General features: G+C 68.7%; 14 protein-coding genes. 5 read left to right on the top strand and 9 right to left on the bottom strand.

The genetic code is table 11. The features are described from left to right. The first annotated feature begins 83 nt into the window (after positions 1-83). The gene (locus ACZYZ7_RS12230) at positions 84-233 is read left to right on the top strand and encodes a hypothetical protein (RefSeq protein WP_135452784.1); all 150 of its coding nucleotides are present in this window, start codon (positions 84-86) and stop codon (positions 231-233) included. Here ACZYZ7_RS12230 and recD read toward each other — a convergent pair. The 3 genes from recD to recC are packed head-to-tail and all read right to left on the bottom strand — an operon-like array spanning position 230 to position 8,339. After that, the gene (gene recD / locus ACZYZ7_RS12235) at positions 230-1,891 is read right to left on the bottom strand and encodes an exodeoxyribonuclease V subunit alpha (protein WP_463741003.1); all 1,662 of its coding nucleotides are present in this window, start codon (positions 1,889-1,891) and stop codon (positions 230-232) included. The two genes, ACZYZ7_RS12230 and recD, sit on opposite strands and share 4 nt — an antisense overlap. Then, entirely contained in the window at positions 1,891-5,145 is a 3,255-nt protein-coding gene (recB, locus tag ACZYZ7_RS12240; protein WP_463741004.1) for an exodeoxyribonuclease V subunit beta, read from the bottom strand. The genes recD and recB overlap by 1 nt, the downstream gene beginning before the upstream one ends. Continuing rightward, entirely contained in the window at positions 5,142-8,339 is a 3,198-nt protein-coding gene (gene recC, locus ACZYZ7_RS12245; RefSeq protein WP_463741005.1) for an exodeoxyribonuclease V subunit gamma, read from the bottom strand. The genes recB and recC overlap by 4 nt, the downstream gene beginning before the upstream one ends. A 103-nt stretch (positions 8,340-8,442) precedes the next feature. Between recC and ACZYZ7_RS12250 the strand changes: the two genes are divergently transcribed. Further along, on the top strand, positions 8,443-10,650 hold the full coding sequence (locus ACZYZ7_RS12250) for a PEP-utilizing enzyme (protein ID WP_463741006.1): 2,208 nt from the start codon (positions 8,443-8,445) through the stop codon (positions 10,648-10,650). 19 nt (positions 10,651-10,669) lie between these two features. Here ACZYZ7_RS12250 and ACZYZ7_RS12255 read toward each other — a convergent pair whose 3' ends face one another. Beyond that, the gene (locus tag ACZYZ7_RS12255; RefSeq protein ID WP_463741007.1) at positions 10,670-11,920 is read right to left on the bottom strand and encodes an MFS transporter; all 1,251 of its coding nucleotides are present in this window, start codon (positions 11,918-11,920) and stop codon (positions 10,670-10,672) included. Then, positions 11,917-12,393 carry a MarR family winged helix-turn-helix transcriptional regulator gene (locus ACZYZ7_RS12260; RefSeq protein WP_463741008.1) on the bottom strand — a complete coding sequence of 159 codons (477 nt, stop codon included), beginning with the start codon at positions 12,391-12,393 and terminating at the stop codon, positions 11,917-11,919. Before ACZYZ7_RS12260 ends, ACZYZ7_RS12255 begins: the two co-directional genes overlap by 4 nt. Before the next feature lie 133 nt (positions 12,394-12,526). Between ACZYZ7_RS12260 and ACZYZ7_RS12265 the strand changes: the two genes are divergently transcribed. Beyond that, positions 12,527-13,366 carry a hypothetical protein gene (locus ACZYZ7_RS12265; RefSeq protein WP_463741009.1) on the top strand — a complete coding sequence of 280 codons (840 nt, stop codon included), beginning with the start codon at positions 12,527-12,529 and terminating at the stop codon, positions 13,364-13,366. A gap of 73 nt (positions 13,367-13,439) precedes the next feature. Here the strand turns inward: ACZYZ7_RS12265 and ACZYZ7_RS12270 are convergent, their stop codons facing one another. From ACZYZ7_RS12270 to ACZYZ7_RS12285, 4 genes are all read right to left on the bottom strand, one after another. Beyond that, entirely contained in the window at positions 13,440-14,150 is a 711-nt protein-coding gene (locus ACZYZ7_RS12270; protein ID WP_135452792.1) for a crotonase/enoyl-CoA hydratase family protein, read from the bottom strand. A gap of 23 nt (positions 14,151-14,173) precedes the next feature. Further along, positions 14,174-15,025 (bottom strand): hypothetical protein, encoded by an 852-nt coding sequence (locus ACZYZ7_RS12275; protein WP_135452793.1) that lies wholly within the window; start codon positions 15,023-15,025, stop codon positions 14,174-14,176. A 70-nt stretch (positions 15,026-15,095) separates the two neighbouring features. Further along, positions 15,096-16,085 carry a phospholipase effector Tle1 domain-containing protein gene (locus ACZYZ7_RS12280; RefSeq protein WP_463741072.1) on the bottom strand — a complete coding sequence of 330 codons (990 nt, stop codon included), beginning with the start codon at positions 16,083-16,085 and terminating at the stop codon, positions 15,096-15,098. A 240-nt stretch (positions 16,086-16,325) separates the two neighbouring features. Continuing rightward, a complete protein-coding gene (locus ACZYZ7_RS12285) occupies positions 16,326-17,051 on the bottom strand; it encodes an MBL fold metallo-hydrolase (RefSeq protein ID WP_463741010.1) in 726 nt (241 codons plus the stop codon). Positions 17,052-17,221: 170 nt separating this feature from the next. Between ACZYZ7_RS12285 and ACZYZ7_RS12290 the strand changes: the two genes are divergently transcribed. Continuing rightward, positions 17,222-17,671 carry an RrF2 family transcriptional regulator gene (locus tag ACZYZ7_RS12290; protein ID WP_463741011.1) on the top strand — a complete coding sequence of 150 codons (450 nt, stop codon included), beginning with the start codon at positions 17,222-17,224 and terminating at the stop codon, positions 17,669-17,671. Beyond that, positions 17,668-18,903, top strand: coding sequence for a globin domain-containing protein (locus ACZYZ7_RS12295; protein ID WP_463741012.1), 1,236 nt, complete (start codon positions 17,668-17,670; stop codon positions 18,901-18,903). The genes ACZYZ7_RS12290 and ACZYZ7_RS12295 overlap by 4 nt, the downstream gene beginning before the upstream one ends. Positions 18,904-18,923 lie beyond the last annotated feature (20 nt).

Here is an 18,923-nt window from a genome sequence, read left to right on the forward strand (position 1 = left end):
TAACCGAATTGGTGCGCGATCCGTATGTGATTCAGCCCACGAACGATGTACATTGTGATCGCTGTCATAGGAAAGGGCGTGCAATGGTCGGTGCATTTGTGGGCGTACTTCTGCTGGTGCTCGGCATCGGCGCGGTCGCCGGCGTCGTCACGGCTGTCGCGATGGGCTTGCCCACCCTGGCACTCGTGATCGGCCTCATTTCCGGCGCATTTTTCGCCGGACGCGCCGTTTAGAGCTTCAGCCGCTTTCGCAGGCCGGTCGCTCGGACTGCCTGCCGGGCGATGGCTGCGCGAATCTCCGCCTCGGAACCCACGACGCGAACCCGCGTCTTGGCCCGGGTGACCGCGGTATAGAACAACTCCCTGGTCAACAAGCGGGAGTCTTCCGGCGGTAGCAGCACGGTCACCTCGTCAGCCTGGCTGCCCTGGGACTTGTGGATCGTCATGGCGTGCATGGTCTCCACCTCGGTGAGCCGGCCGGTCGCGAATGACGCGGACCCGCCCACGGTCCCACCCACGATGGCGCGCAACCCGTCCGGGGTGGCAATCGTGACGCCGGTGTCGCCGTTGTAGAGCTTGAGCCCATAGTCGTTGGCTGTCACCAGGACTGGCCGCCCCACGTACCACGACGCCCACATGGGCTCCCCGGTCGCCTCGGCCAGCCAGCGCTGCACCTGACGGTTCCATTGCGCGACACCGAACGGACCGTGCCGGTGCGCGCACAACAACCGGTGCTCGTCGAGGATGGCCAGCGCCGCGCCCGCATCCCCCAGCATCGCCGCCTGCCGCAGCGCCAGGGCATGCGGCACAAGCACTTCCCGCAGCCGCTCGCCTGCCTCCGAGGACACCCACTCCACATGCTCGCCGCCGGCCGCCAGCACCTCCACCGCGCCCGAGGCGTCCCCGGCCCGGATTGCTGACGCCAGCGCGCCGATCGACTCACCGAACCGGTGCGAGGTTTGCAGCGCTGCCACCCCGCGCGACCCCAGCCCGTCGACCAGATCGGCCAGCACCGCGCCGGCTTCCACCGACGCGAGCTGATCAGGGTCCCCGACCAGTAACAGCCGGGTTTGCGGTCGCACCGCCTCCAACAACCGGGCCATCATGGTCAGCGACACCATCGAGGTCTCGTCGACGACGATCACGTCGTGCGGCAACCGATTCGCCCGGTGATGGCGGAACCGCGACGACGTGTCCGGGCGCGGCCCCAGCAGCCGGTGCAGCGTGGTGGCCTGCAGGCCCGAGATCCGCTCCCGGTCCACGGCATCCAGCCGGTTCACCTCGAGCTGCACGGCCTCCTGCAATCGGGCCGCCGCCTTACCGGTCGGCGCCGCCAGCGCGATCCGCAGGGACGGGCGGCCGGCCAGCGCGGCCTGCTCGGCCAGCAGCGCCAACAACCGGGCCACCGTGGTGGTCTTGCCGGTGCCGGGCCCGCCGGTCAGCACCGTGAGCCCCTGCGACAACGCCACGGTCGCCGCGGCCCGCTGCTCCTCGAATCCCGGCGGGAACAACCGCGCCACGTCGGGCGCCGAGCCGCCGGGTCGAGCACCCACCAAGGCCAGCACGTCATCGCAGACCTGCTGTTCCTCCAACCAGTACCGGTCGAGGTACAGCAGGTCCCCGAACAACCGCACCACCGGGGGAGCGCCGAGCAGCGGGCTGGCCGCCACCGCCGCCAGCCACTCGTCGGCCTGCGGCCACGGCAGCTCCGGCAACTGAGACTGTTCGGCCACCGAACGCAGATCCACACATACCGACCCGCCGCGCAGTGCCCGCACTGCCAGCGCCAGGGCCAGCTCGACGGACGGGTCGGTGCTCTCGGCCAGCGAGCTCAACCGTTGGGCCACATGCACATCGGCGGGTTCCAGGATCTCGGCGAACGCATCCAGCATCACGAGGCTCCCTGATCCAGTAGCTCCGACATCGCGATCACCAGCGCCGCGGGCGGCTCCCAGCTGAACACCCCGGCCGGGTGTCCGTCGACGACGGGCGTCTGTGCCCCGCACATCCCCCGCACGAACAGGTACATCACCCCGCCCAGATGGGTGCCCGGGTCGTAGTCCGGTAGCCGCCAACTCAGGAACCGGTGCAGCACAACGCTGTACAGCAACGCCTGCAGCGGATAGTCCGAGTGCAGCATGGCCTCGACCATCCGGTCCCGCCCGTAATCAGCGGCGGTGAGCGGCTCGTCACCGGTGCCCAGCCAATTGGTCTTGTAGTCGACGACGACGAAGCGCTCCCCGATCCGCAGCACCACATCGACCGAACCGGACAAATACCCGCGCAGCGGCTGGCGGCCCAGCAGCCCCGTCGACAACCGCTCGGCGTAGACGGCCATCGGATCGTCGTCCGGGAGGTGTTCATCGAGCAGCTCCCCGACGTCGGCCAGCCGCGCGAACTCGCCCCCGCGCAGATCACCGCCGGCCATCGGGAACTCGAAGTCCAGCTCGCACAGGCGGTCCCGCAACCCAATCTGGCGCAGCGTCACGCCGGGCGCCAACGGGCCCAGCGGGGTGTCGTGCATCGGCAGCAGCGCCGCGGCCAGCTCGTCGGCTGACACCTCGACCGGCCAGTGGGCCGCGTGGCGGCGTACCTCGACCTCGAGCTCGGCCGTCAGATCGGCGGCCAGCGGGTCGGCGGTCTCCAGTACCGCGTGCACGAGCGAGCCGAATGCGGCCCCGGTCGGCAGCGCCGCCATCGGGGAGGGGACATCGGCACCCTGGGCGGGGGCGACGACGGCGATGTCGGTCGACTCGTCATCGAGCTCGGCGACCTCCGGCTCGCTGGACACCCCGGAGTTCCCGTCGTCCTCGGCCGCACGCAGCAGCCCCGAGTACGAGGTGCGCCGCCACGCGGTGTCGATGGAGCGATGAAAATGCCTCGCCGCCAGATCATCTGGTATCGCCGGGGCGGGCACCGGTGGCGCCGGAAAGATCAGCGACTCCTCCAACGCCGGACCACCCGCGGCCTCCCAGGCCCGCAACCGGGCCAGCGCATCGTCATCGGAGACCTTGGCCGGCGCGCATCGGTCGGGTACCGCGGCCTGGCCGGGGGTGCGCCCGCGCAGCAGACGCGACAGGCCGCCGTTCGGCTCGTCGTTCGACGGTGCCCACCACGCCACCACCTGGGACTGGGCCCGCGTCATCGCCACATAGGTGAGGCGGCTGTCATCGGCGGCCGCCTCGGCCCGCCCGGCCCGGGTCACCGCCGGGTCCGGCCCGCCGACCTGCAGGCAGCGCACCCCTGCGTCGTGGAACAACACCAGATCCGGCTCCGGCACATACCGATTGAACGCGAACGGCAGATACACGATCGGGAACTGCAGGCCCTTGCTCACCCACACCGTCATGATCTGGACCGCCGCGGCATCGCTGTCCAGGCGACGGTTGCGCTCGGACGTGCCGCCGCCCTCGGAGCGCTGCGTGCGCAGCCAGTCCCGCAGCGCTGCCAACCCGAACCCCTCCCGGTGCGCGGTGTCGCCGAGCAGTTGGGTCACGTGGGACAGGTCGGTCATCAACCGTTCACCGCCCTGCCAGGACAGCACGCGCTTGCCCATGCCGGCCAGTTGCGCGGCCTCGAAGATCGCCGCCACACCGCGCTCGCGGGCGTGACCGGCCCAGGTGCGGAGCGTGTCAGCGATCCGGTCGGTCAACGCATCCCCGCCCGCGGCAAGGGTTTCGGCGGTCTCCCCGAAGAACATCGTGGCCGCCGCGGCGCGCACCAGCCCGGGTCGGTGCGGTTGGTCGAACGCTTCCAGTAGATACAGCCAGTCCTCGGCGGCCTCGGAATTGAACACATCCGAATCCCCGGTGTAGACCGCAGGGATACCGGCCTCCATCAGCGCGGTGTGGCAGGCCCGGGCATCCTTGTGGGTCTCGACGATCACCGCGATGTCGCGGGCCTGCACTTTGTTCCCGTCGAAGGTGGCGCCGCTGGTCAACAGCGCACCGATGTCGGCGGCCAGGTCCTTGCCGATGTGCCCGCGTAGATCGGCGATCGGAATCACCTTGGTGCCGGTGCGGTTCCGCGTCACCACCCGCAGCCGGAACGGATCGTTGTGCGGCGCCCCGGCCAGCCGGTGGCCCTGGTGGTTGGCCTGTACGTCGTGCACCACGATGTCCGGGCCGCCGAGTTCGGCGCCGCGCAGCACGGCCTGCAACCGGTCCACCAGCACGCTGTCGCTGCGCCAGTTGATGCCCAGCGTCTGCTTGTCGCCGGCGGTGGCCGCGGCCCGCAGATAGGTGTCGATATCCCCACCGCGGAACGCGTAGATCGCCTGCTTGGGGTCGCCGATCAGAATCAGGGTGGAACGCCCGGAGAAGGCCCGCTCGATCACCTGCCACTGCACCGGGTCGGTGTCCTGGAACTCGTCGACCATCACGATCGGCCAGCGCTGCGCCATACGTACCCGGGCCGCCGAGCCCTCCGCCGCCAGCGCTCCGGCCAGGCGGGTCAGCAGATCGTCATAACCCAGCACACCGCGGCGGCGCTTACGAATCTCCAACTCCGCCAGCACTGCCCGCGCGAACCCGATCCGTATCCCCGCCGGGGACTCCGGCTCGGGATCCAGCGGGCGCAGTTCTGTCGCCGGATTGGCCACCACGACGCGGGCCAACCGCAGGGCCTCGGCATACCCCAGCTCCGGGACATCCCGCTGAGCACCGAAGTGGGCGAGATACAGATCGTCCACGATCTCGCACACCAGCTCGTCAAGACTCTCGACCAGCGTCACACCCGAATCGCTGTCCCCGGCCACGCCAAGGGATTTCAGCACGATCTGGCAGAACTGATGCGTGGTGGCGATGGTCGCGGCATCGAAACCGGCCAGCGCGTCGCGCAGCCGCTGCCCGCGGTCCTGCTGATCTTCGGATATCAGATACCGCAGCAGATCGTTGTCGGCACGCGAGGGATCCTCCAAAGCCACGAGCGCACCGACGATCTGCGCGCGCACCCGCTCACGCAACTCCTGGCTCGCGGCCCGGCCGAACGTGATGAGCAGCATCTGATCCAGCGTCGCCGCGCCCTCGGCAACCAGCCGGGTCACCAACCCGGCCAGCGCGAACGTCTTGCCGGTGCCCGCGCTGGCCTCCAGCACCGTGGTGCTGTTCTTCTCCGGCAAGGGGCCGACCAGATCGAAGACCTTCACCGGGTTGGTCCCTCGGCCTGCAACTGGGCCCGTAGGACTGGAAGCCACAACCGCTCGGAATACTCACCCAGCCCGGCCAGCCGACTCAACGGCACGCCGCGGCCCCACGCCCGCACATGCGCGGGCGCCTCATCCTCGCCGGGGAATCTGGAGCTACGCCACCGGAATCCGGCTTCCCGCTCCGGGTCGTCACCGGCGTGCCGCGCGGCCGCCCACGCATAGGACGTCTTGATGGGCAGCGGCAACGGCTCCCGGCGGCCCGCGTCGTAGATGGCCACCAGATCGGCCAGCAGCGCGACCGCATCATCGGGGCGGCCCAGCCCTTCGACGCGTGGATTGTCACCGCGCCGGGGCCGCCCGATGCACACCGCCGACCAGTCCCGCCCCGGTTGCCCGGCGGCCAACGCCAACAACGGAACCCAGGATTGCAGCAGGTGCTTGCCGTCGAGCTTGGAATACGTCACCGACACCAGTCGGTCGCCGAACACGGGGGAGACCGTACCGGTCAGCCGCCTCCCGGTGCCCAGATCGATGTCGACGTCGTAGGCCTGAGGGTCGGGGCCGCGATGACGCAATGCCTCGGCGGCCAGCAGCGCGCATTGATCCCGCAGCGCGATCGCACGGCGCCAGCCCAACTGTCCGGGTGGCAGGGTGCCGCGACGCCACTCGGCCTGCTGGGCGTCGGCCGGGGTCATGCCACGCAGGATGTCGTTCAGCATGCGATCGCCGACGGTCCATTCCTCCAGAGCGTCGATGTCGACCGGCATCACATCCGACACCCCGTCCACATCCCAGGGCAGCGTGTACTCCAGCGCCCGGAAGAAGCCCTTCACCGGATCTTTGAAGAACGTGACGAGATCCTCCAGCGCGACATCCGCGGCAGCTGGTTCCGGCAGCGGGTGGGCGAAGAACGGCGGCCGGTCGGCCCGCTGCCCGGCGCTGGCCTGCGCCGCGGTGAGCGCCGTGGGGTCGAACGTGAACGGGCCGTCGGGCAGCAGGGCGCCGGGGGTGACGTTGCGGATATCGAAGGGCTGCAACGGGTGTGCGGTCACCACATCCACGGGTTGCTCGGCGGTGATCTTGAGCGTGTCGAGCAGCTCGGCCAACGGCACCGCCGGCGGGCGGGCCTGACCGGAGTATTCGTTGGCGCCGGTATAGGTGACGACGAGGGTCTGGGTGGCCGCCCCGATCGCGTCGAGCAGCAACTGGCGGTCCTCGGAACGGATGTCGCGCTCGCCGGTGCGCGGGTCACGAGCCAGGACGTCGTCGCCGTCGACGGCCCCCAGCCGCGGGAACACCCCGTCGTCCAACCCGACTAGGCACACCACCCGGTGCGGCACCGAGCGCATCGGCACCATGGTGCACACCGTCAGGGTTCCGGTGCGGAAGTTGGCCCGCGTCGGGCGGCCGGCCAAATGCCGGTCCAGCAGTGCGCGGATGTCACTGAGCCGCATGGGCGTCGCGGCCGCGCCTGCAGCCTCGGTGATCTCGGCGAACTCGCGCTGCACCTGGGCGGCGGGCCACTCCTCGTCGGAGGAGGCGAGCGCTTCGATCCCGGTGCTCAGCGCCGACAACCACTCACCGAGGGGGCGGACCCCGCTGAGCTGATCGACAGCGTGCCTGAGCCTTCCCACGAACTCGGCGAACCGGCCGGCCAACTCGACGCGGTTGCTGCTGACATCGTCGAGCGGCAGCGTCGTGCCCAGCCAGGCGTGCGAATCGTCGGACATCGCCACCCCGGCCAGCACCCGGTCGATACCGAAACGCCAGGTGTTGTGCAGGAATTCGACGCCGTACGGGCTGCGATGCTCCTGATCGAAACCCCACCGGATGTTGGCCTCACGCACCCAGGCGGTGATGGCGTCCAGATCGTCGTCGGTGAACCCGAACCTGGCCCGCACCGGATCCGACTCGGCCAGATTGAGCACCTCGCTCGCGGTGGCCCGCCCGCCGGCCAGGGCCAACACCGACGCCGCCACCGACAGCAGCGGATTCGTCTGCACCAGAGCACGATCGGCCAACCGCACCCGCAGCTTGTGCGCCGGATGTGCGCCGCGCACCACATCGCCCAACCCGAACCCCGCCGTGATCAGCGGCGCGTACGTCTCGATGTCGGGGCACATCACCAGGATGTCGCGTGGCTCGAGGCTCGGATCGTCGGCGAGCAGGCCCAGCAGCACCTCCCGCAGCACTTCGATCTGCCGGGCCGGGCCGTGGCAGCTGTGCACCTGCACCGAGCGGTCCTCGCGACGGGGCACCCGCCCGGCCGGGCGCACCGCGTTGGCGGCGATATCGGACTGCAACCAGCCCAGCACGGTGTCGGGATAGCCGGTGCCGCTGAGATATTCGTCGGTGTCCGGGACGGGCAGGCCGCGCTGTAGCTCGCGGAGATCGCGGCCGAGGGTGGCCAGCAGCGGGTGGCCCACGTCGCGGTGGCTGCTGTCGTCACGACGGGACAGCGGTCCGGTGTGCGCGGTCAGCGACTGCCACAGGTCGTCACTGGGGTGCGGCAGCCACAGATGCAGATCGTGATGGGTGGCCAGCGCGGTGAGCAGTTCGATCTCGGCCACCGGCAGCCGGGTATGCCCGAACAACGACAGCCGCTCAGGCAGACCACTGGGTGATTCGGTCAGTCGGGCAAGGGTTTTCGCGTGCCGGATGTGCGGCGGCTCGGCGCCGATCCGCTCGACCAGCGCCTGCCATAGCGGGGCCTGCCAGGCCAGGTCGTCGGGCAGGTCGGCCCAGTCGACCAGAAGTTGCGGGCGCTGCCGCGCGTAGGAGGCGAACAGCCCGGCCAACCGGCGGGCCACCGCATAGCGCCGGCCCTGACGCAGCTCATACTCGTCACCGGTCTCGAAATGCCCGAGGTGTGTGGCCACCGGCTGACACCACGGCTGATCCAGGTTGTCGTCGATGACCGCCAGCAGGGGCCAGGCCATTGCATCGGCCGACCAGGGATCCTCATCTGTTGTCCCGGTCAGCTCAGCGATCAGCGAACGCGGGTTGCGGAACTCGACGGCCGCGCACACCCCGAGCCGGTTCGACAGCCGCTGACTCAGCCAGCGCTCCACGCCCTTGGCCGGGACCAGCACGAGGTCCTGGGCGAACGGATCGGACGGAGGTTGCGACAGCAGACCGGCCAGTCCGTCGGCGAGCAGATCGGTGCGCTCGGCCCGGTGCAGGTGCAGTGCCATCGACACACACGATAAGACCGCGGGCTGACACCGAAAACCCCAGGCCGACGATCCTGAGCAAATCGACTGACAGCCCGCCTGCGGCCGCCGCACACTGATTGGGATGCGTGTTGTGGTCAGCGGTACCTGCGACGGCGCCGACGCCGCTATCCGGGCGGAACTGCGGCGCAGGGGACACCACCTGTCCGAGGCGGGCAGCTCCGTTGTCCCCGCCGTCGTCCTCCGACTCGCGTCCTGCGTCATCACGGTGACACGGGACGCCGAGCTGCGCGTCGAGCTGGCCCCGGTACTGGGCCGGGATTCGGCTGGTGCGGCACGACAGCGTTACGCCGTACCCGTCATCGTCGGGGCCAGGAACCGGCCCAACACGGTGCAGTTCATTCACCACGACGACGTCGCGCGCTTCATCGCCGATGCCGTCGACAACCCGGACTGGGCCGGGGCGGTGGGCCTGGCCGCCGATCCGCTGCCGCTACGGCAGGTGGCCGCGCTGCTGGGCAAGCCGTACCTCGAACTTGCCGGCGAGGACCAGCCGGTGCTCGACACCACCCGGCTGAGCGCGTTCGGCTTCCGGCCCGGGTGGTCTGCGGCCGAATGCGTGCAGGACTTCGCCAAGGCCAACCGGGCCCACATCGTCGTGCACGGTAGGCAGATTCGGCTGCCGTGGCGTTACCCGTGGGCGCGTGTGCCCACCCGTGCGCCGGCATTTCGACACCCGGCCAGCGAGGCCCGCGGCGAATTCGACACCGACATCGACCCACGCTGGCCCGCGTACACCGCGGTGAACACCACCGAGGCGTTTCCGGGGCCGATGACACCGCTGTCGCTGGAGCTCTCGCTCGACGGCATGCGGGCGATGGGAGTGCACGCGGTCGAGGCGATGAGCGTGGACGGTGAGCTGCGCCGCGCGGTCATCGAGGAGCAGACCGGGGCCTTCGGCCACCGCATCTACGCCAACCTCACCGTGCTGTTCGCGGCCGGCGCCGTACTTCCCGCCGCTGGACCGGCGGGCTGGCGTGACAAGCTGTTCGGCGCCGACCATTACGACAATGGCTCCGAGACCGCGCGGGCGGGGCTGTGGGCGAAGGCGCGCCGGTTGCCGCGGCTGCTGGTGTTCGTGGCATCCTCCGGTACCGAAACCAAGCGGATGGACGCCGACGCGCGCAGCCGGCAGCGCGGTGCCGCCCATTACCGCGGCCGGTCCGACGTGCAGCTGCGCGACGAAATGCGTTGTCTGCACGACGAAGTCGTCGACGCCTGGGCCACGGCGGCACTCATCACCCTGGCCTCAGTGTCGTTCACCGGCGTTCTGGAGATCCTGGCCCGCCGCTCCCTGTCCACCGAATTCTTCGGCGGGATGGAGAAATTGGCGAGCGCTGGTCTCACCGTGGCCACCCGTTCGCTGGCCGCCGATGTCGCGTCGGACGCCTCGATCGTGACCATCCTCGGTGAACACCTATCCGCGTCGGCCATCGAACTGCTGAGGACGCAACGCCCGGAGTTCGTTGCGCGACTCGATGATGTGGTCGCCGCGTGGGGCCACCGGGGACCGGGGGAGAGCGAGCTGGCCAACCCGGTCTACGCCGACGACCCGGCAGTGCTGCTGGAGGTGGTCGGCAAGCTCGCGAGCGCTGCCCGACGCCGAGTGCCCGAGCCGGCGATGTCGCCTTGGGTGCGATTGCTGACCTGGGTCGGGGCGTGGTTCCAGCGGGCCAGGGAACGCGGACGCGACGCCGCGATCCGCCTCACCCATGAATATCGGCTCGCTGCCCGAGAACTGGGAGCGCGGCTGGTGGCGCAGGGCGTCATCGTCGACCCCGACGACGTGTTCTACCTCGTGCTCGACGAACTGCTGTGGCCTCCGCTCGACGTCCGGTACCTGGTACTGCGTCGGAGGGCCGAGCGGGCGCGTCTGGAGCGCGAACGGCCACCGCTGGACTTCGTCGGGACCTGGACGCCGAGTCCGGAGACCGTTCCCGAAATCGGATGTGGCGAAGCGCTTTCCGGAATACCGGCGTCTGTCGGCTCCGCCACCGGTCGGGTGCGGGTGGTGACCGTGGAATCACTGCACCAACTGAGTCCCGGCGAAATCCTGGTCGCCGACAGCGTCGACGTCGGCTGGACCCCGTACTTCACCTACGCGGCCGCCGTCGTCATGAGTACCGGGGCCACGATGTCGCACGCGGCGATCATCGCCCGGGAGTTCGGCATACCGTGCGTGGTGGGATCGAAGACCGCCAGCCGGGTGCTGCGTACCGGCCACATCGTCGAGGTCGACGGGGCCGCCGGACGCATCGTGCGGGTGGCTTGAGCGTCAGACCGTCAGACCGTCAGACCGTCACCGGATTCGGGGCCGACAGCGCGGCGGGTCGGGCAGCGAGGGTGACGAGCAGTGTGACGGCACCGGCGATGACGAACGCCACCCGCACGTTGAACACGTCGGCCGCGCCGCCCAGCAGCGCCGCCGCGAACGGGCGCGACCCGAGGAAGCCGACGAGCCACAACGCCATGATGCGGCCCCGCAGTTCCTCTGGGGCACGCTCCTGCACGACGGTGCTCAGACCCGTCATCGCCCAACCGAAACCCAGCCCCGCGACCGCGAAACCGGCCAGGGCCAAGGCCGTCACGGTGCCCAGCGCCAGCAGGCCAGACCCGGCCACCAGAAGCCACAGCCCGATCGCCGACACCTGGGCAGCGGGCAACCGTCCGCGCATCGAGGCCAGCACCACCATGCCGACGGCCGCGCCGAGGCCGAACGCCGCCGACAACGCACCCACCAGATGGGCGCCGCCGCCAAGCTCCTCTGCCATCGACGGGGTGAGCGTGATCGACGGATCGGAGGCGAACCCGACGGTCGTCACGGCCAGCAGCGCCAGCAGCAGCGGGCGGTCCCGCCAGACGTACGCGAGCGCCGCGCGCACCCGGTAGTCGCCGTCGGGGCTGCGCTCGGGCCGCGCCGGGAAAGTGACCAGCAGCAGGAAGATCGCGAACACCATGTGCAGGCCCGCGCTGATCGCGAAGCCCGGAGCCGCACCGAGACGAGCGGCCAGGAACGCGCCGATGGCCGGGCCCAGGATGCGGCCGATGGTCATCGGAATGCTGTTGAGCGCCATGGCCGTAGGCAGTTCGCCGTCGCGGATCAGGCTCGGCACGACCGACTGCATGGCCGGTCCTCCGATGACGAATCCGAAGCCCACGAGGGTGGAGCCGACGAGTACCGGGACCGCCGCGGCGGTGCCCTGCAGATCGGGGGACAGGGCCAGCCAGACCGCGGTCGAACCGGAGCCGAGGATGCACAACACCCGGCCCCACAGGATCTGGCGAGCCGGGTTGCCGACGTCGGCCCACTTGCCGCTGGTCGGGCTGAGGATGAGCTGGGGCAGGAACTGTGCGACGCCGACCATGCCCACCATCACCGCCGAGCCGGTCGCGTCGAAGATGACGATGGCCGCCACGATGCCGTGCGTCCACACCGCGACGACCGAGAACATCTTGCCCCAGAACAAGGCGCCGAAGACCGGGTCGAACATCAGCCGGAGGGCACCGCGCGGCTGCGGGCGGGAAGTGGCCTGGGCCGTCACGAGCTGATCCCCCGCTCGAAATCGGAGACCAGCTGCTCCAACAGGTCGACGAGTTTGTCTACGTCGGATGAGGGCCAGTCGGCCACGGTCTCGGCGACCATCTCCTGGCGCCGTCCGGTCACGTCGGCCAGGGCCTGGCGCCCCGCGTCGGTGAGGGCGAGCGCGCACCGACGCTGATCCTCGACGTCTTGGGTCTTGGTCAGGAGACCGGCAGCGACGACATTGGCGACGGTGCGGCTGGCGGTGGAGTGCTCGACCGCCATGTACTCGGCCACCTCGCCGACCGATGCACTCTGCCCGGCCTTCTCCCGTTGCTCGACGGCGCGCAACACCCGCAGCGTCGACAGCGTCGGAACACTGCCCGATGCGTCGATCAGCCGGCGCCGCCATCCCGGGCGCTGCCGGACCGTGTGGATGCGCACGAGAAGCTCATCGAGTTGGTTGTAGCGAGGCACCATATGTGCATAGCACATAGATATATTTGAGGCCGCGGCGCGTGCGTGGCCGAACTGATCCGCGTACGTAGCGCCAGGGCGGAAAAACGGTCGAAAAATCGCCGTGGCGCTACACACGTGAGATGTCGGTAGGCCTCGGCACACTCCGCCCATGGGGGATCCATTCGTCGGAAGCGAAGCGCTGGCGTCAGGTGCTCTGACCCGGCATCAGCTGCGAACCCGGTTCATGGCCGTTCATCGAGACATCTACGTCGCCAAAGGCACTCAGCCGACTGCCCTCATGCGCGCCAAGGCCTGCTGGTTGCGATGTCGCGGAAACGGAGTCTTGGCCGGGTTCTCGGCGTCGGCCTTCCATGGGGCGCGGTGGATTGATGCGGGCCTGCCCGCCTACGTCATCAACAACAACAATCGGAGGCCGGCCCGAGGGATCGTCACGTGGGCCGACGCGATCGCGGACGACGAAATCTGCCGGGTCGGCGATATCCGCCTCACCACACCTGCCCGCACCGCGCTCGATCTGGCCTGCAAGTTTCCCGAAGATACGGCAGTGGCGGCCATCGATGCACTGGCGAGAGCGGCCCGGCTGAAGGTCTCTGACATCGAGTTGGCGGCCGAACGCCATTCGGGCCGTAAAGGCATCAAGCGGGCCCGCGCCACGATCGCTTTGGTGGATCCGGGAGCGGAGTCACCGCAGGAAACCTGGTTGCGGCTCTTGGTCGTTCGCGCTGGTTATCCGCCGCCCCAAACGCAGTATCCCGTCTGCAACGAGTACGGCGTGGTGGTCGGCGAGGTCGATCTCGCCTGGCCTGAGCTGAAGATTGCGCTCGAATACGAAGGGCGCCATCACACCGACCTCGACCGGCTCCGCAAGGACATCGCCCGGGTCGACGAGATGATCGAGATGGGTTGGATCGTCATCCGGGTCACTTGCAGGGACGGTGCCGCCAACGTGCTCGGCCGGATCGCCAAAGCTCGCGCCTCGCGTGCGTAGCGCTGTGGCGGAAAAACGGTCGAAAAATCGCCGTAGCGCTACGTACGCGAAGCCAACGCCCAGAAAACGGGGATCAGCCCGCGAATTCCTTTGCCAGTCCGTCGATTCCAGCGCGAATCGCGGTCAGGGTCTCGGCGCGGGCCTTGAGCTTGCTGGCCACATGTGCACCGGTGTTCAAGGTCGCGGCGGCCTCGGCGGCGACCTCCTGAGCGCGGGACAGGACCGCGTCGGCCTCGACGACCTCATCGAGCCAGCCGCCCGCGATCGCCGCATCACCGGTGAACACCGCGGCCATGGCGATCGCGCGCTGAAAAGCCGCCCGGGTCAAGCGCATCCGCATGATCTCGATGGCCGCGATCGGCAGCGTCATCCCGATCTTCACCTCGTTGGCCTGACACCGCGCAGTCGACGAGCCGACCCGGTGATCACCGGACAGCAGCAGGAACGAGCCCATCGCGATGGCGTGTCCGGTCGCGGCCATGATCACCGGGACCGGGAAACTCAGACACCGCACCGACAGTTCGAAGCCGCCGGCGAGCATGCCCAGCGTCGCCGCCACGTCGCCGGACGAGAACACGCTCAGGTCGAACCCGCCGCTGAACACCTTCGAACTGCCCGCCAGCACCACGGCTTTCACCTCGCCGGCCGCCGCGCCGGCGGCCGCCTGATCCAGCGCCGCGTTGATCTCGGCCTGCATCGCAGGCGACAGTGCGTTGACTTTGCCGTCGTCCATCGTGATCGTGGCCACGGCATTGTTGAGCTCGTAGCTCACCAGACTGCTCATCGCACCGATGGTAGTGAGTGGCCTCAGGCCCGATGACGCCTGCCGGACGTTGCCGCCGGTTTGATCAGATCGGTCTCGGGATCGTCATCGTCATAATCGTCGTCGTCATCGTCATGACTGGCCTCGTAGCGGTCGCGCCAGCGGGACCGCACCTCGGAGCCCAAGGAGTTGATGCGGTTGATCTCGTTCCGCAGCGTCTGCTCGTCGCTCTCCTTGGCCGCGTACTGGAAATAGGTCAGCACGCCGCGCAACAACTCCAGCTTCTGCTTCTCCCGGCGCGCCTGGTCATGCGTGGTCAGCAGCTCCATGCGGTCCACCGGCGGCAGCGTGGCCCAGTCCAGCACCGCGGTGTTGCGCAGCTTGCGGCCACTGGGCTTGCCGGGGGAGCCCGGCTCGTCGTAGTAGGTGACCGCGCCATCGAAGCGGGACGCGATGGCCTCACCCAATTGCTTGCGGTCCAGCGCCGAATCCCACACGATGCGCCACTCCTGCGATGGCGCCAGGTACGGGATCTCGGCGGGCAGGTTCAGCGGCACGATGTCGACGAAGTTGTCGTCATAGGAGCTTTCGTACTTGCCGACCGTCGGCGGGTTCGCGAATTCGAACCGCAAACCGTAGGCCGGCCGTTGCCCGTAATTGCGGACGACCAGCTCGACCAGGTGCCAATCGGCACTGCTGGGCTCCATGAACATCGACACGTTGGGCTGGGTCAGCTCGGCCTGCCGGTCCTTGGCTTTCAGATACTGCCGCCACGCATAGATCAACGCGATGACGACGACGACAATTGCCACCCATGCCGCGAGCGCAGTCCATGCACCCGGTTCGAAACTAGCCAACTCACGCCCCCGCTCCGTGACTGAATCGATGATCCCCACCAAGTGGGTATATCACGGACATTCGGCGCGGGCAGCGGTCCGGCTCAGCAAACTCTGACCAAAACCGGCCTCATGACGCGACGGCAGTCAGGATGTCGCGGTGCACGGTCTCGGTGACCGGTGTGTGCACCAGGCGCTCACCGCGGGCCAGCCATTCGACGTCGGCCCATTCGATACGCGCGGGCAGTCGCCGCCAATAGTGCGGGTGCGAACGGAGATACACCTCCACACTCGCGTGCACCTTGGCGTCCAGCGGCGGCCGGCACCGACCGATCGTCGGCGCGGTCCCGGCCAGCGCATCGAGATCAGTGGGGCAGGCACTGTTGTCGACAACCAGCAGCCCCGCGGCAATGGCCCCGTCCAGCATCCAGTCCAGCGCGATATCGGACAGCGGCCAGCACGCGCCGGTGCCGCCGGTGACATCGCAGCGGGTTCCCCGGAACCAGACTTCGTCCAGGCGCTCGCAGTACCGCATGGTCCGGCGCCCGCCATCCACGCCCACCGCGTGCCGGCCCGATTCCACGGTCGGCAGCGGGCCCATCTGCTGTTTGGTGCCCGGAGTGGCCGTCGCGTTCCACAGGCCGACGAACCGCACCGGGACCGCGGGGTCGCGGTCGCCGACGAGTTGCGCCGCCAGCACCCTGATCTGCCGCCAATCCTGCGGCGTGCGCGGGGTGCGGGGCAGTACGTAGGTGGCGAGCGCGTAATCCAGTACGTCGTCGGAGTGGGCCGGCAACAGGCCGACCGTGCCGAGCAGGGTGGCCAGCTCACCGGCGCGGTGTCCGCCCTCGCCGCCCCCGAACACGAAGATCCGGTCCCCGGGATCCCACGCGTCTCCGAGGAACCGGTACGCCTCGACGATGGCTGTCCGGGCTTCGCTGACGGCGTCGCCGCGGCGGCCCGGCGTGATTCTTCGACCGGGTCGCATCGGCGTGCCGCTGTGATACCAGTTCAGCTGATCGGTGTCGTCCAGCAACCGAAACAGCATCTCGGTATTCGATGCGTCACGGAGTCCGGGATGTTCATCTGTGTGGTCGAAGCACAGCACGATGTTCTTCACGGTGACCCCCGGCGGGACTGTCAACTACTACTCGACAATTGCTGACATTTACTTTGCCGGGTATGGCGCCGGATGTCCTGAGTATTGCACTACTCGAATCGCGCAAAATGGGCCATAGTTCCCCTTGCAACCGTTCAGGCAACGAAATCCGTGGCAGACGGCCGATCCTAAGGCGGAATTGCTCCGTTGCGGCGCCGTTAATTCACTGGATTCCGTATTCGGCCCGCCTGGAACGATTCATCAGCCGCCCATCAACATCTTCCATTGCTCAAGGTTTGACGCCCGATACACGTAGTTGCTGCGTTTGACTTCGTCGAGCGGGGCGCTCGGTGCCTCCGAGTACCAGTGCCCGGGGAAGACGGTCGGGTCGCCGGGCAGCTTGGCAAGCGCCTGCAGGCTGCGGAACATGTCGTCGACATTGCCGCCGGGAAAGTCGGTGCGCCCGCATCCGTCGAGGAACAACGTGTCCCCGGCGACCAGGCGGCCATCCAGCAGGAAGCACTGGCTGCCCGGGGTATGGCCGGGAGTGTGTAGCAGCTCGATCTGCACCGCGCCCACCGAAACCTTGTCGCCGTGCACGTGCCCCGTCAGCTCGCTCGGCGCGATTCCGGTGACCTGGGAGACCCACTCGGCCTCGTGGGTGTTGACGTGGACCGGCACGCTCTGACGTTCCAGCAGCTCGGCCAGGCCCTTGAGGGAGAAGCCCGCCATCGTGCCGCCGACGTGGTCGGGGTGGTGGTGGGTGACGAGCACGCCGGACAGGTGCATGCCGTCGTTCTCGATCACGTCGACGAGGTCGTTGGCCGCGTACGCAGGGTCGACCACCACGGCGTCGCCTGTCTCGCGGTCGCCGATCAGGTAGGAGAAGTTGCGCATCTGCTGGGCGATCACGTCGCCCGCCGCGTAGTCGCGACCGGACAGCAACTGCCGGAAGTACAAGCGGTCATCAACCTTGGGCTCGGACATGAATCAAGACTATTCGTGGGCGCTTCGAGGCCCATGACCGACGGTGTGCGGTGCCCTGAATCATCCGCTGCGCGCATCCCCGCAGGTCTAAAAACCGCACGTCACGAAGTGTTTGACCCCACACGGCATAAAACTCGCATCTCAAATGCGGAATTACTAGCGTCAGCGGTATGCACCTCACCCGGTTCACCGACCTAGGACTGCGCACGCTGATGCTGCTGGCCTCGGGTGAGTCCGAGGACCGGCGCATCACCACCCGCACCATCGCCACGGGCGCCAATGCGTCCGAGCATCACGTCGCCAAGGCGGTGTCCAAGCTGTCCGAACTGGGCATGGTGCATGCCCGGCGCGGCCGGGTCGGGGGACTGGTGCTCACGGACGCCGGGCGCAACGCCTCGATCGGCTGGCTGGTGCGCGAACTCGAAGGTGACCGTGAGGTCATCGAATGCGGCGGGGATTCCCCGTGTCCGCTCATCGCGGCCTGCCGGCTCCGCCGCGTACTGGCCGACGCCAAAGAGGCGTTCTATCGCGAACTCGACCGGTACACCGTGACAGACCTGACGGCAGACAACCGCCTGCCGATTGTTTTACAACTCACAACCGAAGGGAATCTCCGATGACCGTCACCAGCCCCGAGCCGTCTGCGGTACGCGACGAACTGGAGCCGCACCACGCCGAGATCGTCTCGGCGACACTGCCTCTCATCGGCGCGCACATCGACGAGATCACCTCGGAGTTCTACCGGCGGCTGTTTGCCAACCATCCCGAGTTGCTGCGCAACCTGTTCAACCGTGGCAACCAGGCCCAGGGTGCCCAGCAGCGCGCACTGGCGGCCTCGATCGCAACGTTCGCCACCCATCTGGTGAACCCCGACCTGCCGCACCCCTCGGCCCTGCTGGCGCGCATCGGCCACAAGCACGCCTCGCTCGGGATCACCGCCGACCAGTACCCGATCGTGCACGACAACCTGTTCGCCGCGATCGTGGAGGTGCTGGGCGCCGACACCGTAACCGCCGAGGTAGCCGAGGCCTGGGACCGGGTCTACTGGATCATGGCCGACACCCTGATCGCGCTGGAGCGGGATCTGTACGCGGGAGTCGGCGTCGAACCCGGTGACGTCTTCCGGCGGCTGCGCGTCATCTCCCGCGTCGACGACCCGTCCGGCGCCGTGCTCGTCACCGTCCGCGCCGCCGAGCCCGTCAACTTCGCTGCCGGACAATACGTATCGGTCGGCGTGACCCTGCCCGACGGTGCCCGTCAGCTACGCCAGTACAGCCTGGTCGGGGCGCCCGGCTCGACCGATCTGACGTTTGCGGTCAAACCGGTCGACGCCGTCGCGGACCAGCCTGCAGGCGAGGTGTCGTCCTGGATCCGGGCCAACCTCTGCGTCGGCGACCTGCTCGACATCACGGTGCCCTTCGGCGACCTGTACAACGGCGGCCGGCCCGATGGCCCGCTGGTGCTGGTGTCCGCGGGAATCGGTGTCACCCCGATGGTCGGCATCCTGGAATTCCTGGCCGCCGAGGCGCCCGATGCCCACGTGCGCGTCCTGCATGCCGACCGCACCGACAATGGCCACCCGCTGCGGGAGCGTCAGCACGAGCTGATCGACGCACTGCCCAACGCCAGCCTCGACCTCTGGTACGAGGACGGCGTCACCGGTGGTGCCCCCGGTGTGCACGCCGGCCTGCTCAAGCTCGACGGCATCGAGCTGCCCGCCGACGCCGCCTACTACCTGTGCGGCGGGGCCGGATTCATCGAGGCGGTCCGCACCCAACTGAGCGAGCGCGGAGTCGCCACCGAGCGGGTGCACTGCGAGCTGTTCGCGCCCAACGATTGGCTCCTGGACTAGCCGACCAGGCAAAATAGCTC

This window comes from Mycobacterium sp. IDUB_17, from assembly GCF_055419465.1.